Genomic DNA, 16,539 nt, shown 5'->3' with positions numbered 1-16,539 from the left:
GGTGCTGCTCTTCTGACTTGTCGGGAGGGCTTTTTTTATGCTCTTTCGATAAGCTTTCTTGATCGAGTGCTTGCGGAAAAAGAGGCGGTTTACGTGTTGTCCACTACTTAACTCTTGCCGTTATGTCCGTTGCTACCTGCGCTCCTCAAGCTGTACCCGTTTCTTTTCTCACTGGCGTCCGCGCTACTTCTGCCCGGTGGTCGTCTGCGGCAGGAGCAGAGTTCCTTCCAAGTTCTAAGGCCGTCCGGGCAGAAGAATTAGAGCATCCGGCCACGGCTTGTTGTTTGTCGCCGGAGCTAGCCGAGAAGTTCAACCACTTGTGGCATTTGGTAGGCAACACGCCCATGCTGGAACTGCACTACCATTACCAGGGCCTGCCCGGCCGCATCTACGTGAAGTGTGAGCACTATAACCTGACGGGCAGCCTCAAGGATCGGATGGCGTTGCATATCTTGCAGGAAGCGTACAAAAGAGGCGAAATCAAGCCGGGCGACACTATAGTGGAGGCCACTAGCGGCAATACCGGCATTGCCTTTGCCGCCATTGGCCGGGCCCTTGGCCACCCAGTCCGCATCCTGATGCCCGACTGGCTGAGCGCCGAACGAGTCAACATTATTCGGAGCTTGGGCGCCGAAATAACCTTGATTAGCAAAGCCCAAGGCGGCTTTTTGGGCAGCATCCAGTTGGCCGAAGAAATAGCTGCTTCGCGCACGGATGTGTTTCTGCCCCGGCAATTCGAAAACAAGCTCAATGCCCAAGCGCATGCCCGCACCACGGGCGTCGAGATATGGCAGCAGCTTAACGGCCTGGGGCGCACCCCCAATGCTTTCGTGGCGGGGGTGGGCACGGGCGGCACCGTGATGGGGGTTGGTAGCTATTTGCGAAGCAAGAACCCGGCAGTACGGATTCATCCCTTAGAGCCCGCTGAGTCACCCACGCTTACTACGGGCTACAAAGTGGGCTCGCACCGCATTCAAGGCATCTCCGACGAGTTCATTCCGGCCCTCGTGCGCCTCGACAAGCTTGATGCGGTGGTGCAAGCCAACGATGGCGATGCTATTTTGATGGCGCAAAAACTAGCCACGCAGCTCGGCTTAGCGGTTGGCATTTCGTCGGGGGCCAACGTTATTGGGGCAATTCGGCTGGCCGCAGAACTCGGGCCGGATGCTACCGTGGTTACGCTACTCTGCGACAGCAACAAAAAGTACCTGAGCACCGATTTGTTGCGCGAAGAGCCCGTGCGCGCGGGGTATTTGGCTCCCGAAATAGAGTTTACGCGCTACCAGCCCATCAGCCGCCTTGCGGTGGTGTGAGGAGCGGCGCAAGGCAAGGACACAACAAAAAAGGTGACCCATGTGGGTCACCTTTTTGCGTTCTATCAAACTCTTTGTACTAGCGGCGGGTCGTCGTGTCGTCGGCGTCGTAAGCAGTACCGGTGGTGCCAGTAGTACCGGTCGTACCCGTGGTGCCTTCGATGCGCTCCACGTCTACTTCGGTTTTGCGTACGGTGTCGTGGATGGTTTCTTCACGCTCGGTTACTTCTTTGCCGAGGGTTACTTCTTCTACCACGCGAGCTTCTTTGCCTACTACGGCGCGCTCAGCGCTTTCAGTTACTTCAATGTCGCCTTCTTTAAAGGTATTGAAGTCAGCTTCGGTAGCTGGGCGGTTTACTGGGTTACGCTGCACCGTTACGTGCTCTTCGCGCAAACGAACGCTAGCTTCTACAGGGCGCTCTACGATGCGGCTACGCAGACGAGCACCGCCCGTTTGCTCTACCCGCTTGCCTACCTGCAGGTTTTCTTCGATAACCTTGGCCGACATGCCTTCGGTACCGGTGTTGCTGTTGGTTTCAGCATACGCCTGACCGCCCGAAGACTGGTAGCCCGATTGCGTGGCGCGCTCGTTTACGTCGATGGCACCAGCGGCGTCCAAAATTTCGGCTGCCTGGTGTGCATTTTCAGCTGAATGAGCGTGTACCGTTACAATAGAACCCGCCGAGCGAGCTACGTGTGAGTAGCGCTGCGTATCGTCGTACTCGTCGCCACCGAACAGGTTGCTGAAGAAGTTGCCAATACCGTCACCGGTGCGGCCTGCTGCATCAGCAACGCCTTCGGTAGCAGTACCGCTCGTATTGGTGTAATTGCTTGAGTCGGAACCCGAAGTGGATTGGGCGCTGCGGTTAGATACGTCTACGTGGTCGAGGCTAAAACCAGCGGCTTGGAGTTGTTGGGCTGCATTCTGCGCTTCGGCGGCTGTGTCGAAAATTCCTACTACTGTCTGGCTCATTGCTTTGGAAGATTAGTGAACGATTAAAGTGTTTGGTTAAGGGAATTGGGAAGGGAAGACGTTGTACCATCGGGCGCAATGCGCTCGACCTGTATCTGCTCGCTGCGCAGAGTTACAGTTTGTGTTTCTTGGGTTTCAACCCGGTGCTTGGTCACACGCAACTCCTCTACAAGGAGTAAGCGCTTCACCACTACTTCGCGCACCACCGGAATGACCAGGGTGTCGCCTTCGTAGCGAACAACAGGAGCGGTAGCCTCATCCGCTACATATTGGTTGAGAGGTACACGCTCTACATTCACTTCTTCGTGTTGCAAAGCGAGGTTAATAGCCTCTTCGTGCTCGTGCACAATTTTGGATAGGCGCACCCGGCCGCTTTCCACCACTTCGCGGTGAACTACAGCTTGTTCCTCTATTACGGGCACCACTATAGGAGTGGTTAGAGGAGCATTAGGAAGCCGACCAGAGGTGTCGGCGGATAAAGAGTCGGTTGTGGTATCCATTTGGATGAGGCTATACGCCGAGCCAAATGGTGAGTTTCAAGTATTTTATATGGGAATTTTGTTGATTAATAAATAATTTCTGTATTAAACAAGTATAGTTAAACTCTTATTATTGAGCTTAAAACTTACATGAAGGTATTGTAAGAACCTTTTTCACTTGTTTAAACTCGACGATAAGTAATTTAAATTATTCCATGATGAGTAAGTGCTAACTCGCTTTCTTAGCTGAAATAAAAAATTCGGGCTTAACATATGCTGCATAGCCGCGTAAAACAGAAGTTTTTGCTTTTACGGCAGTAGTCCTAAAAGGCCATTCCATAATGGAGGCCGGGGGCTATATATGCTAACCATAGGCCTGCTAAACGAGCCTTCTACAAGGGCTAAGCAGTTCAATGAACCGACGCCAAAGCCAGCGGCTAATACACTCCGTGAGCTTTTAGCCTTCCGAATAGCTTAAATGAATTACCAGTGCTATTGAAGCGAATACAGAGCTAGGCAGTAATGAACAAAGCTACCAGGATGCGAAGCTCGGCTCGCAGTATTGCTCGATCTTGTGCTACTGCCTTACTCGGGTACTTTCAAATAAAGCCGGAAGGTGGTGCCGACCCCAACAGTACTATCGACTTCGATATGGCCGCCGGCTTGCTGCACAATCCGGTTGACGAGATAAAGGCCCATGCCGGAACCGGCCACGTGGTCGTGGAAGCGACGAAACATCTTAAACAAGTCCTCGCCGTAGCGCGACATGTCAAGCCCGAGGCCGTTGTCTTGCACCACTAACACGGGCGTACCATCTGCCGTCATTTCACTGCTGACGTGCACTATGGGCTTGCGGTCGGGGTGGGCGTATTTGAGGGCGTTGCTGAGTAAGTTATAAAGGATGCTCTGCAAGTTTAGTTGCGCAAACCGAACAGAAGGCACAGCCTCGAAATCCAAGACAAATTCGGCTTCTGCCGCATCTACTTGGCTTTGCATGCTCTGGATTACGCCATTGGTAAGTGGGAGCAGAGCCACTGGCTCGAGCGGGGTTTCCTCGTTGCGGCGCTGCACGTGCACGACTTCCGCTAACCCCTGGATCGTGCTGTGAATCTGGTTGAGGGCTCCTTCAAACATGGCCACTAACTGCTCGGCCTCGGGGTCGTGGAAGGTGGCACTGCGCTTCAGTTCTTCGAACACGCCCGCCAAGTTGTTGACGGGCTGCCGCAGGTCGTGCGAAGCTGTGTACACGAAGTTGTCGAGGTCTTGGTTGATGCGAGTGAGTTGCTCGTTGGTGAGGGCCAGTTCGGCGTTGACTTGTTCGCTCTGCTGGTTGGCCGCGCGTAGTTCCTTGTTGGTGGTAGCCAGTTTTTGGCTGGCGAGCCGCAGGGCCTGCTCGGCCATTTTGCGCTCATGAATATCAACTACAGTACCTACAAAGCCTTCGTACTCGCCATTGGAGTTGAATTTTGGTTGGCTCATGTCGGCAAACCAACGGTAGCTACCATCCTTGCCTTTGAGCCGATACACGAAGTTAAAAGGAACCTGGCGCGCATTTGCGTCATTAAAGACCGTGCGAGCCTGCGCCGCTTCCTCTGGGTGAACAACGTCCAGCCAGCCGAAATCCAACGCTTGCGCTTCAGTTTGGCCAGTGTACTCATACCATTGTTGGTTGAGATAGGTGCAGCGGCCATCGGCGCGGGTTATCCAGATAACTACGGGTACCCGATCGGCCATGACGCGGAAGTACTGCTCGCTTTCTAACAGCGCCTGCTCTAGGCGTTTCTGGTCGTGAATGTCGGTGTCGGCGCCGTACCACTTGGTTATTACGCCCTGTTCGTTGCGCGATGGGGTAGCGCGTATTAGAAACCAGCGGTAGATGCCTACCGCGCTGCGCAGCCGGGCTTCTATCTGGTAGGGTTTACCACTTTGCAGCGCAAACGCCCATTGCTCTTGCACAGCGGGCAAGTCGTCGGGGTGAATGAATTGTTGCCAGCCTGTGCCTTTAACTTCTTCGAGCGTGCTACCCGTGTAGGTATGCCATTGCTGGTTGAAATAATCGGTTTCGCCCGTTGCCGTACTCGCCCATACCAGGTGCGGAATGGTATTGGTTAGGGTTTCGAGCGCGCGTATGCTTTGCGCTTCTTTCTGCCGGGCTTGCACCTGCTCGGTCACTTCGTAAGCAAACACCAATATACCATCGATGACCCCCTCGACGTTGTGGCGGGCCTGCTGGATATAATTGAAGTACACTGTTTTCAGCGGGCCGCCATTCTTAGGCAATACCGTGAAGGGCAGTTCTCTTTCTTCGTGGGTTATACCGGTTTTGTAGACTTGGCGTAGCGTGTGCATGGCCGTATGATCGGCCAATTCAGCCAAAGCTATTTCCAGGGGCTGGCCCAGCAACCGCCGGTGCGGGAACAGCTGCTGATAAATCGGATTAACTAAGTCGAACACAAAGTTGGGGCCTTCCAGCACGCAGATGGCGGCCGGTGCCTGCATGAAAAAGCGTTCCAGCCGCGCTCGTTGACGCTCAGCTTCTTGCTGCGCCAATTCCAACTCCTGAGTTCGTTGCTTTACCCGCAACTCCAGTTCCTGATTGAGAATGCGTAGTTCCTGCTGGGTGCTGGAAAGCTCGGTGTTGCTGGCCAGATACTCTTCGTTGGAAGCGTACAGTTCTTCGTTGGTGGTAGCCAGTTCCTCGTTGGTAGTGGCTAGTTCCTCATTAACGGTTTGCAGTTCCAACTCACTCTGTTTTAGCTGCTCGCGCGCCAATACCTGCTCGGTTACATCATAGGCAAACACGAGCACTCCTTCCACTTGGTCCGCGGCGTTGCGGATAGCTTGATAAATGAAATTGAAGTAATAGGGTGCAGGCTGTCCGGTGTTGTCCCGGTCGATATAGGCTTGCTTTTCCCGCCCGTAATAGGTTTCACCGGTGTTGTAGACAGTATCGAGCAGCTCGAAGAAACTTTGGCCTTGCAACTCCGGTATTCCCTCCCGAATGGTTTTGCCAAGCAAAGGCCGTGCTCCTACTAGTTGTTGAAAGCCTGGATTAACTAGTTCCAGCACATGCTCGGGCCCTAGCAAACTGGCAATAGCAGCCGGTGCCTGCATGAATAAGGTGTGGAGGCGCTTGCGCTGTATGTCCACATTGGTCAGGGCTTGCTTCAGCGTCAGGTTGGTGGAGTCGAGTTGCAGCTGCAGTTCCGACAGAGAAGAAGCGCTGTCGGTGGGCGCATCGGGCAAACTAAAGGATGCTGCCGCAGGCTCTAAGGCGAGCAAAATGTAAAGCTGCTGGCCTTGCGTATCGAAGAGGGGAGTGCCCGTGAGGCGCTGGGAGGAAAGGGCGGTAGGGGGACCTGCGCTGGGAAAAAAGATGGAGTCCGGTTGGCTGGTACGGCGCACCTGCGCCAGCATATCAGCTAAGGGCTTAACCAAATCGGGCGCATTTGGCCAGACTGCCGCAACCCCCTGACCAACCAGCGTGGCGGGTGGGCGTCCCGCTACCAGAGCAAAACCAGCCGAACATTCCACTACTGTATCATCGGGGTTCAACAGCAAATAGTTGCCGGGCAAGGAGCGAAATACAAGCTGATAATCCGGTGACGAGGACACAATAGACATAACCAGGTGAGCGACTTTAAGCACTGGCCAATAGGGCTTGGGCAGCAAACGCAAGCTCATCGGATACAGCGAAATACTTCTCTGCTGGCAGAAAGGTTATTGTCTAGCCAGCCAGCGGAAGGCACCAAAGGCTACATGCCGAGGTGTTGGTTAATGCTTCCAGCCTAAACGCAACTGCGTCGGCAATGCATATACGAGCCATTCGGAAACGTGCCGGTTACACATTCTACGGTTTAGGTTGTTTCTACTCTTCACGCATACCTGCGGCCCGTGTAGCCGGTGTGTTCCAGAAACTTGCTTAACCCGCTTACCGCCGAACAGCGGTATATCGTGCGGGTCGGGGCGTCGGTGAAAAGCAGCATGCTGCTTTCGGGTACCCATACCGGGTCTTGGGTGTGGCCAAGTCCGGCCGCCACAATCTCGATGCGGCCCGTAGTGATAAACCGCGGCGTTGGGTTTTGCGCCGTTACGGAGAAGGTACTCAGCAAGAATAGCAATAAAAGGAGCGAAAGGTACATGAACAGCAGAAGTAAGGCTGCTAGTTCTAGCCATACGTCGCCCGGAAGGTTGCAGACCCGTCCTTAACCTAGCGCGAACTCAAGCGTACGATGTAGCGCGAAGTTCCTGCTTCGGGGTGCCCGGGCTTGCGTTGTTCCGCGCCGGCCGCAACGCGGGCTTCCAGTAGCATCCGTGTGCTTACACATTCGTTGACTTTCGTTTTCTGTGAAATACATCTTCTTCCTGCTCCTGGCTTTAATTGGTCAACCGGTTTTTGCGCAAAGCACCGAAACGCCTCTAGTTGAGGTAGCCGAATTTGGGCGCCACCAGCCCATCGGGCTAGCGCTTTCGCAACGGGGCCGCATTTTCGTCACGTTTCCGAAGCGCAAAACCGATTACGACTATGGGCTAGCAGAAATAGTAGGCGGCAAGCGACTGCCTTATCCAAACGCGGAATGGAACCAGTGGGACTCATTGCAAGCTACTAGCCGGTTTGTGAACGTGCAGGCCTTATTTGTCGACCAAACTGACGCGCTGTGGGTGCTCGACCCGGCCAACCCCGCCGATGAACCAGCGTTACTAGCGGGCATCAAGCTGCTGAAGATCAACTTGGCCACCAACAAAGTGGAGCGGAGTTATCGGTTCGAGGACTTGCCTCGGGAACGGTCCGGCCTCAACGATGTGCAAGTGGACACCCGCAACCAAGTTGCCTACCTTTCCGATCCTAAGCTGGCCGCGCTGGTGGTGCTGGACCTGCGCACCGGCAAGAGCCGCCTCCAACTCCAAGGCCACAAATCGACGGCTGCGGCCCCGGGTTTCGTGCTGCGCATTGATGGCAAGGAAGTGCGCGACAAAGCCGACAAGCCTTTCAGCAGCAACGTCAACGGCATTGCCCTCACCCCCGATTATAAGTACCTCTACTACCGCGCTATCAACCAAACCAAGCTCTACCGCATCGAGACGGAGGTATTGCGCAATGCTACCCTCAAGCCCGCCGACGTAGCCGCCCGGGTAGAGGAAGTGGGCGAAACCGGCATTTCGCACGGCATGATAGCCGACGCCGCTGGCAACGTCTACCTCACCGATTCGCCCAACCACGCTATACGCCGCGTCACGCCCGCGGGCCGTTTCGAAACCGTAGCCCGCGACCCACGCCTGCTCTGGCCCGATTCGTTCGGCCTCGGCCCCGACGGCTACCTCTACGTGACGGCCGCCCAAATCGAGCGCACCCCCAAATGGAATAATGGCCAAGACCGAGTGCAATACCCGTTTCGGCTCTACAAAATGAAGCTGCCATAAGCCCACTTGATTCGGCTCCCGCTTGCCAATGCATCTGCGGCTGCGGTTACACAGATAACATTGCTACACTACCCGTCATCCTGAGCTTGTCGAAATACCTCGCGCGCTGACGTTAGAGTAGTACTCGTCATGCTGAGCGGAGCCGAAGCATCTCGCGTGCTGACGTTGTGATGCCAACTGAGGTTACTACACTAGCGAGATGCTTCGACTCCGCTCAGCATGACCATACTGCTTGTAATAAGTCGAGTGATAGGCTTCTGCTGCGCTACTAGGTACTTCGCAGAACAATGCCCTCTGCAATATTTGCACACAGAATACTGCGGCTCCATTTAGCGTGACGAGCTATGTTCGAATGTGTTCTTAGAGCGGATAGCTTCGATAACCACGGTTTCAGATACCGTTTTCAAGCGTTGAGCTTGACTGATTGACAAGCTCAACGCTATAATAAAAAGGCCTTGGCAATAGCTACCGGGCCTTTTTTGATTTTATGAAGGTAAGATGAAGAACCGGAAACATGCGCGCCCAATCAGCGTTAGCCAACTTGCCGTGCCGAGCAGGCGGCGACCTGAATTGCTCAACTGCTCACTTTCCCACCAAGCACCCTTTTAGCCGTCGAGTTATGGCCACACACGTTGAACCTCTAGAGCAAGTTACCTTTCACAACTCTTTCGTGGAGGAATTGCGCGGCGAAGTAGCCCCGATAAGCGTCCGCGCCAAGTGCCCGGTTACCACTATTCCCGCGTAGAGCCCACGCCCGTTCCCGACCCGCATTTGCTGGCCTGGTCCGATGATTTGGGCGCTTACTTGGGCTTGCACCGTCCGCCGGAGCGCGGCCCGGCCGTGGAGGCGCTGGCTGGCAACCGCGTCACGGACACCATGAAGCCGTTTGCGGCCCGGTACGGCGGCCACCAGTTTGGCAGCTGGGCCGGCCAACTCGGCGACGGACGGGCTATTTCGTTGGGCGAAGTAACGGCCACCGATAACTCCACTTGGGAAATCCAGCTGAAAGGCGCCGGTCCCACGCCGTACTCGCGTCGGGCCGATGGCCGGGCCGTGTTGCGTTCCTCGTTGCGGGAGTTTCTTTGCAGCGAAGCCATGCATTACTTGGGCGTGCCCACCACCCGCGCGTTGAGCTTGGTAGCCACCGGCGACATTGTGGTGCGCGACATGTTCTATAATGGTAATCCCCGCCCCGAGCCCGGCGCCGTGGTGGCGCGCGTTGCCCCAACCTTTATTCGGTTCGGCAATTTCCAGATCATGACGGCCACCGGCGAAATGGACAACCTGCGCGCCATAGTCGATTACGTGATTCGCCACCATTACCCTGAACTTGGGGAGCCTAGCCCGGAAGTGTACTTGCGCTGGTTCGAGGAAGTGTGCCGCCGTACCGCCGTCATGATTGCGCACTGGATGTCGGTGGGCTTTGTGCACGGCGTGATGAACACCGACAACATGTCCATCCTTGGCCTTACCATCGACTACGGTCCTTACGGTTGGTTGGAGCCTTATGACCCCGATTGGACGCCTAACACCACCGATTTTGGTAGCCGGCGCTACGCGTTCGGCCAGCAACCCCACGTCGGCCTTTGGAACCTCTACCAGCTGGCGCGGGCACTGGCCCCGATGGTTGAAAATGTGGAAGGCTTGAACCAAGGACTCGAACAGTACCGCACGACCATCGCCGCCACGCAGCACCAAATGATGATGCGCAAGCTCGGCCTGACCGCGCAAGCGGAGGAAGAAGACCGCGCCCTCATCGAGAGACTGCACGAAGCCCTAGCGGAGTCGCAGGTGGACATGACGCTGTTTTTCCGGCGCCTTTGCCACGTAGCCTACGACTTGGTAGCAAATCCGGGCAACGAGGACGGTTTGTTCCAGGACTTGCTGGCTGCGGCCGGTTATGCCGAACTAGGCAGTCAGCAGCAACCATTAATCGATTGGCTCCACCGTTACAGCAACCGGCTACGGCAAGAATCTGTTGGGGCGGAAGCTATTCGGGAAGGTATGCTGCGCGCAAACCCCAAGTATGTGCTACGCAACTACCTCGCGCAGCAAGCCATTGAAGCCGCAGAAGCCGGCGACCTGTCGTTTCTAAATCGGTTGATGGAAGTGCTCAAAACCCCTTACGACGAACAACCCGAACACGACGACCTCGCCGCTAAGCGTCCCGCCTGGGCCAGTGACAAACCCGGCAGCGCGACGCTTTCGTGCAGCTCCTAACCCAAGATCTGGCCGAACACGCATGCTTGTTCAAGCCTGCTGAGCGGGAGGAAGCATGCGGCTGCTGATTCCTCTCACAGTAACGTCATGCTGAGCTTGTCGAAGCATCTCGCTAGGGCGGTACACGCTAATGCTTGTGCAACGATTCGAGCGAGATGCTTCGACAAGCTCAGCATGACAATAGTATTACAACGTCTGTCACCACATGAGATGCCGTGGTACGCATAGCAGGAGCAGTCTGATGAATGCTTGCCTCTTCCCGAAGACCTCATAATGTGGAGAAGCCTTGCTGCTTGCTAAGGTCAAGAGGGGAATAACCCGGCAACGTTTATCTTCCGGCTAAAGACTTAACTCTAGCTGGCTATGTGGCGTGTCGTACTATTTTGGATGGGAACTGTGTTGCTGGCGCAGTCGAGCACAGCGCAACAGCAACGCGCCGATCTGCTTATCCGCAACGGCCGCGTGTTGGATGGTACTGGCAATGCCTGGTTTTACGCCGACGTCGCCGTGCAAGCCGGCCGCATCCAAGCCGTGGGCCGGCTCCCCAAAGACTACCCCGCCGATACCGTCCTCGACGCCCACGGCCTCATCGTGGCGCCCGGCTTCATTGATGTACACACCCACATCGAAGATGACGAAGTGCGTCAGCCTACCGCCGATAACTTCATCTACGATGGCGTAACGACGGTTATCACCGGCAACTGCGGTTCCTCACGCCCCGACTTGCGCCGCTACTTTACCTTCCTCGACAGCCTGCATCTTTCCGTCAACGTGGCCTCGCTGATTGGGCATGGCTCGGTACGCAAGGCCGTGATGGGCCGCGCCAACCGGGCCCCCACCGAAACGGAGCTAGGGCAAATGGAAAGGCTGGTAGAACAGGCCATGCAAGCCGGAGCCGTAGGCATCTCGACGGGGCTGATTTACATTCCCGGCACGTACACCCGCACGCCGGAACTGGTGCGCCTAGCCCAGGTGGCCGGCCGTTACCGCGGCCTCTACGCCACCCACATGCGCGATGAAGGCGACAGTGTGAAACAGGCTATTAAGGAGGCGCTGCTGATCGGGCGGGAAGCCAACTTGCCCGTGGAAATTTCGCACCTCAAGCTAGGCGGCCAGCAGAATTGGGGCCACGCTGCCGACCTGTTGGCACTCCTGGAAACCGCCCGCCAAAGCGGCCAGGAAGTCACCATCGACCAGTATCCCTACACCGCCAGCTCTACTTCCCTGAGCACCCTGCTCCCCGACGCCGTGCAAGCCGATGGCCGCGACTCGCTCCAGGCCCGCTTGGCCCGCCCCAAAGTGCGGGCAACCGTGGAGGAGGCCATGCTAACACGCCTGCGTCAAAAGAAGCTGCGTCACTTCGGCTATGCTGTGGTAGCCAGTTTTCCGCCCAACCCGAGCTACAACGGCCTAAGCATTGAAGCCATCAACCAGCGCATGGGCCGGCCTCACAAAGCCCGCGCCGAGGTAAGCACCATCCTGGACCTGGTGTTGCAGCACGATGCGGGGATGGTTTTCCACGGTATGGGGGAGCCCGATGTGCAGCAAATCATGCGTTACCCCTTCAACATGGTAGCCTCCGACGCCAGCATTCGGGTGTGGCAGGAGGGCGTACCGCACCCGCGCGGCTACGGGTCCAACGCCCGAGTGCTCGGCCACTATGTGCGCGAACTACACGTCATCAGCCTGGAAGAAGCCGTGCGCCGCATGACCTCACTGCCCGCCCAAACCTTTGGCCTCACCGACCGAGGCCTTCTGCGCCCCGGCCTAGCCGCCGACCTGGTGGTGTTCGACCCCAAAGAAGTAGCCGAGCGGTCCACGTTCACGCAGCCGCACCAATACAGCGTGGGCATGCGCTACGTGCTGGTCAATGGTCAACTCACCGTCCGCGAAGGGCAGCACACCAAGCGCCGCGCCGGCCAAGTGCTCTATGGCCCCGGTCGGCAGTAACCAACGCCCTATCGCCGGGCTGTGAGCAGCCAAAGAATAAATGTCGAATTTCGCGCCATGAAGTATAGTCCACCTGAACTGCGAACCGTGGAGGTGACGCGGTATGTGAAACCGTTGCGCGAGGGCGGCTCTTTGCCGGGCTTGGTAGAGGCCGAAGATGGGTTTCTGTACGTGCTCAAATTTCGGGGCGCCGGGCAAGGTGCGAAGGCGCTGATTGCCGAACTCCTGGCCGGTGAGTTGGCGCGCGCACTAGGCTTACGAGTGCCGGAAATCGTATTTATCACCCTCGACGAAGCCTTCGGCCGTACCGAGCCCGACGAGGAAATCCAGGATTTGCTGCGCGCCAGCGAAGGCCTCAACCTGGCCCTGCATTACTTGTCCGGGGCCATTACCTTCGATGCGCTGGTCACGACTGTGGAGCCCAAACTGGCCTCGCAAATTGTGTGGCTGGATTGTCTGGTGACCAACGTTGACCGCACGCCGCGCAACACCAATATGCTGATGTGGCACAAGGAACTGTGGCTGATTGACCACGGAGCAGCCTTCTATTTCCATCATGCCTGGCAAAACGTGGAAGAACAAGCCCGGCGGCCGTTCGCTCAAGTCAAAGACCACGTGCTGCTACCCCAAGCCTCCGAACTAGCCGCCGTCGATGCCGAGTACCGGGCCGTGCTGACGCCGGAGCGAATTCGGGCTATTGTGGCGCTGATTCCGGATGAGTGGCTAACTGGTGATTCACCGTTCGAGTCGGTGGAGGAGCACCGGCAAGCCTATGTTCAGTTTTTAGAGACCCGCCTCGCGGCGTCCGAAATCTTTGTTAATGCCGCGCAGCATGCCAGAAAAACACTTGTTTGAGTATGCCGTGATTCGCGTCATGCCCCGGGTGGAGCGCGAAGAATTTCTAAACGTCGGTGTCATTCTATACTGTGCCGGGCAAGGATTTCTACAAACCAAGTTCGAGCTAAACGAAACGCGGCTGCTGGCCTTTGCCGCTGACCTCGACCTGGCCGAACTGCACGAGCGGCTACGCGCCTTCGAGCGAATTTGCGTGGGCCGCAAGGAGGGCGGTGTTATCGGGCAATTGCCGGTAGCCTCCCGTTTTCGTTGGCTCACCGCTACCCGCAGCACCGTCGTTCAAACTTCCCCCGTACACCCCGGCCTTTGCCAAGACCCCGCCGACACCCTAGCCCGGCTCTACACGCAACTAGTTAGTTGCTAGTGCTGGTGCCTCGCAACTAAAGCCGTACTACTTCGTTTGGCGTCTGCATGCCGATGAATTTTTATTGACTCGACAAGCAGATACAAAAGGAAGTAGCACGGCTTTTTCTTCCTTGCCTAAGCATCAAGCCGCCGCTGGAATGCTTGCAAGAACAACCCAACGTGATACCCGTCGCCTAAGCCGTGGTGCAGGTTTACGGACACGGGCATCCGCATAACAGCGCCGTCCTGATACGTTTGGCCCACCGATATTTTGGGGGCGCTGTCGGGGTGTTGGAAGCTGCGGGCGTGGGTGAGACTCGTGAACCGCACCCACGGAATAGCCGAGAAATGAATGACATCGGGCCGGGCGGTTTGCTCACTCAGGCGCAGGCCGGTGCTGTTCTGCGTGGCGTCGATTTCGGCGTTGGCGCCGGCCACGAAGTCAGTTAGGCTGTCCTGCTGCTCGATGAAGGAGAAACTAAAGGTGTGGTCGGGGCGGCCGAGAGTAGCGGAGGCATGGATCCGGTCGTAGCGGTACACTTGGCCCTGTTCGATGCGGCAACGAAACTCTTCCACTTCGTTGGCGGCTTGCAGCGCACAGTGCAGGTAATACAGGAAAAACGAAACTCCAGCTTGTTTGGCGGCGGTATGGGCCCGGGTACAATCTACATCGGCTACCAAACCGAAAAAGGGCTCGTCGAAGGCGGAAAAGAAAGTGAAATGCTCGCGGCGGGGCCACGTTGTAAGGTCGATCAGCTGCTTCATAGGGCCGCAAGTTCGTGAACTTTACCGGCTCTATATAGTCCAGGCTCCATAACTACGGCTATTTGGTACAGCTGCATCTTGGCGCGTAGCTGTGCTGATTCACCTATTCATTGCCTTCTATATCGCCATTGCCCGGTGGCTAGCAAAGTCTGATGTATCTCAGGCGAAATGTGAAGCTACCCGACGGTGCGGTCGAGGCACAGGCGGTTGTACTGGCAATGCAAAAGCAAAGCGAAAAGAAAAAGGCCATAGACTAACTGCGTGCCCACGGTGTCCCACTGTTCGAGCAAGCTGCTGCCAAAAACCAGCACCGTCATCAGTAACATGGCCGCTGCCAGGGCCGGGCGGGTAAACAAACCAATAATCAGCAGCAAGCCAATGCCGCCTTCCACAAAGGGCAGCACCGCCGCAAACGGCCGTACCAATACTTCGGGCAGTATGGAAGCGGCAAACTGCTTGACGAGGCCTGCTTGAAATGCCGCCAACTTGGGCAGCCGTACCAAGAAATGAGCTAGAAAGGCCACGCCCATCAGCAGGCGGCCCAGCACGAAGGCCAGTTCGGAGTTAGTTAATCTCATGGAATAGGATTGCGAAAGGGGAATGCACGTAGTGCTTGCGTCAACGCAGTTTGCTGGCGGCAGGATGCGTTGAACCTCACTTCGTGCTGAGGACTCAAGCAGCCAGACGCCCTTCTGAGGGTAGTCAAGGGCATCGTGCCATCGGCTGGCTGCTTGCTTAGCTCGTTTCGACTCCAAATCAGTGAGGCTTTATTTTGCTGCCATAGCTCCGCCGCTGGTCCTACCTTTGCTCGATGCATACTCTTGAACAGCTCCGCGCCGGCCAATTAGCCGGCGTCCAACGCCTCGATTTGTCTTGCGGCCTAACCGAATTTCCAACCGAGATTTTCGACCTGGCCGATTCTCTGGAAATCCTCAACTTATCGGGCAACGCGCTATCGGACCTGCCCGCCGACCTGCCCCGGCTGCACAAGCTGCGCGTGCTGTTCTGCTCCGACAACCAGTTCACTTCCGTGCCCGAAGTGCTCGGCCAATGCCCGCACCTGAGCATGATAGGCTTCAAAGCCAACCAGATTCACACGCTGCCTGCTGCGGCCCTGACGCCAGCTTTGCGTTGGCTGATCCTCACCGATAATCAACTCCGCGAATTGCCCGAGGAAATCGGCAACTGCATGGCCATGCAGAAGCTGATGCTGGCTGGCAACCAGCTCCGGCACCTGCCCGAAACCATGAAGGCTTGCACCAATTTGGAGCTGTTGCGCATCGCCGACAACCAGTTTTCCTATCTGCCCGAGTGGTTGCTTGCCCTGCCGCGGCTATCGTGGCTGGCGTATGCGGGCAACCCCTTCAGCGCGCCCGCCGAAGCAACGGCGGTAGCCGCCGCCACTGCCCGCACCATAGAATGGAGTAGCCTTGAGGTGCAGCAGAAGTTGGGGGAGGGCGCCTCGGGCGTAATTTATCAGGCACAATGGCTACGCCCGGCGGCCGATCCGCAGCCGGTTGCCGTCAAGCTGTTCAAGGGCGCGCGCACCAGCGACGGACTGCCCGGCAGCGAAATGGCCGCCTGCCTAAGTGCGGGCGCGCACCCCAACCTGATTGCGGTGGAAGGCAAAATCAGCCACCACCCGGAGGGCACCGACGGGCTCGTGCTGCAACTAATAGCGCCCGAGTTTCGCAACCTCGGTGGCCCGCCCAGTCTGGCTTCCTGTACCCGCGACGTCTACGCGGCCGGCACCAGCTTCTCTATAGCCGTGGTGCTGCGCATTGCTCGCAGTATTGCCAGTGCCACGCAGCATCTGCACACCCGCGGCATCATGCACGGCGACTTATACGCCCACAACATCCTAACCACCAAGGCCGGCCAGTGTCTGCTCGGCGACTTCGGAGCCGCCTGTTTCTTCACCTCTGACCAGCCGCAAACAGCCCGTGCCTTGCAACGCTTGGAAGTGCGGGCCTTCGCCTGCCTCCTCGACGATTTACTAATGCACTGCACAGAACCAGCTACTTCAACTACGATGCAGGCACTTCGGAATTTGCAGCAGCAATGCGCCCAGCCAGAAGTTGCGGCCCGGCCGCTGTTCACGGAAATCCAGCAAATTCTAGCAGAGTTGCGGTAGTTTTCGCCAAACATAAAAGCAGCAAGCGGCGGTAGAGGTAAGTGCACCCCCGCCGCCGCTTGTTGCTTTTAGGCTTACTAAGTT

At 56.8% G+C, this 16,539-nt stretch carries 14 protein-coding genes; 8 read left to right on the top strand and 6 right to left on the bottom strand.

Annotated features, from left to right (window positions below):
- Positions 1–122: 122 nt before the first annotated feature.
- Complete coding sequence (locus MUN86_RS14345) at positions 123–1,313, top strand: PLP-dependent cysteine synthase family protein (protein WP_245118719.1); 1,191 nt, start codon at positions 123–125, stop codon at positions 1,311–1,313.
- A gap of 79 nt (positions 1,314–1,392) precedes the next feature.
- Here MUN86_RS14345 and MUN86_RS14340 read toward each other — a convergent pair whose 3' ends face one another.
- From MUN86_RS14340 to MUN86_RS14325, 4 genes are all read right to left on the bottom strand, one after another.
- Positions 1,393–2,286, bottom strand: a complete 894-nt coding sequence (locus MUN86_RS14340; protein ID WP_245118718.1) for a YsnF/AvaK domain-containing protein — start codon at positions 2,284–2,286, stop codon at positions 1,393–1,395.
- Between the two features lie 23 nt (positions 2,287–2,309).
- Positions 2,310–2,786: a YsnF/AvaK domain-containing protein gene (locus MUN86_RS14335; protein ID WP_245118716.1), complete on the bottom strand. Its 477-nt coding sequence runs from the start codon at positions 2,784–2,786 to the stop codon at positions 2,310–2,312.
- 564 nt (positions 2,787–3,350) lie between these two features.
- Positions 3,351–6,389 (bottom strand): PAS domain-containing sensor histidine kinase, encoded by a 3,039-nt coding sequence (locus MUN86_RS14330; protein ID WP_245118715.1) that lies wholly within the window; start codon positions 6,387–6,389, stop codon positions 3,351–3,353.
- A gap of 251 nt (positions 6,390–6,640) precedes the next feature.
- Entirely contained in the window at positions 6,641–6,907 is a 267-nt protein-coding gene (locus MUN86_RS14325) for a hypothetical protein (protein ID WP_245118713.1), read from the bottom strand.
- A 205-nt stretch (positions 6,908–7,112) separates the two neighbouring features.
- On the opposite strand from MUN86_RS14325, the gene MUN86_RS14320 reads away from it, so the two are divergent.
- The 6 genes from MUN86_RS14320 to MUN86_RS14300 all read left to right on the top strand — a co-directional run bounded on the left by MUN86_RS14320 (position 7,113) and on the right by MUN86_RS14300 (position 13,575).
- A complete protein-coding gene (locus MUN86_RS14320; RefSeq protein ID WP_245118712.1) occupies positions 7,113–8,186 on the top strand; it encodes an SMP-30/gluconolactonase/LRE family protein in 1,074 nt (357 codons plus the stop codon).
- 619 nt (positions 8,187–8,805) lie between these two features.
- Positions 8,806–8,931: a hypothetical protein gene (locus MUN86_RS32765; protein WP_280640523.1), complete on the top strand. Its 126-nt coding sequence runs from the start codon at positions 8,806–8,808 to the stop codon at positions 8,929–8,931.
- Positions 8,904–10,406: a protein adenylyltransferase SelO gene (locus tag MUN86_RS14315; RefSeq protein ID WP_245118710.1), complete on the top strand. Its 1,503-nt coding sequence runs from the start codon at positions 8,904–8,906 to the stop codon at positions 10,404–10,406. The genes MUN86_RS32765 and MUN86_RS14315 overlap by 28 nt, the downstream gene beginning before the upstream one ends.
- A gap of 363 nt (positions 10,407–10,769) precedes the next feature.
- On the top strand, positions 10,770–12,356 hold the full coding sequence (locus MUN86_RS14310; protein ID WP_245118708.1) for an N-acyl-D-amino-acid deacylase family protein: 1,587 nt from the start codon (positions 10,770–10,772) through the stop codon (positions 12,354–12,356).
- Between the two features lie 57 nt (positions 12,357–12,413).
- Complete coding sequence (locus tag MUN86_RS14305; RefSeq protein ID WP_245118706.1) at positions 12,414–13,211, top strand: HipA family kinase; 798 nt, start codon at positions 12,414–12,416, stop codon at positions 13,209–13,211.
- Entirely contained in the window at positions 13,189–13,575 is a 387-nt protein-coding gene (locus MUN86_RS14300) for a DUF3037 domain-containing protein (RefSeq protein WP_245118705.1), read from the top strand. The genes MUN86_RS14305 and MUN86_RS14300 overlap by 23 nt, the downstream gene beginning before the upstream one ends.
- 116 nt (positions 13,576–13,691) lie before the next feature.
- Here the strand turns inward: MUN86_RS14300 and MUN86_RS14295 are convergent, their stop codons facing one another.
- Positions 13,692–14,321, bottom strand: coding sequence for a chloramphenicol acetyltransferase (locus MUN86_RS14295; protein ID WP_245118704.1), 630 nt, complete (start codon positions 14,319–14,321; stop codon positions 13,692–13,694).
- Between the two features lie 176 nt (positions 14,322–14,497).
- Entirely contained in the window at positions 14,498–14,899 is a 402-nt protein-coding gene (locus MUN86_RS14290; protein ID WP_245118703.1) for a MauE/DoxX family redox-associated membrane protein, read from the bottom strand.
- Positions 14,900–15,132: 233 nt separating this feature from the next.
- Between MUN86_RS14290 and MUN86_RS14285 the strand changes: the two genes are divergently transcribed.
- A complete protein-coding gene (locus MUN86_RS14285; protein ID WP_245118702.1) occupies positions 15,133–16,455 on the top strand; it encodes a leucine-rich repeat-containing protein kinase family protein in 1,323 nt (440 codons plus the stop codon).
- The last annotated feature ends 84 nt before the right edge of the window (positions 16,456–16,539 follow it).

Source organism: Hymenobacter volaticus (assembly GCF_022921055.1).
GTDB classification, from domain to species: domain Bacteria; phylum Bacteroidota; class Bacteroidia; order Cytophagales; family Hymenobacteraceae; genus Hymenobacter; species Hymenobacter volaticus.
This window is presented reverse-complemented; position numbering and strand designations above follow the sequence as displayed.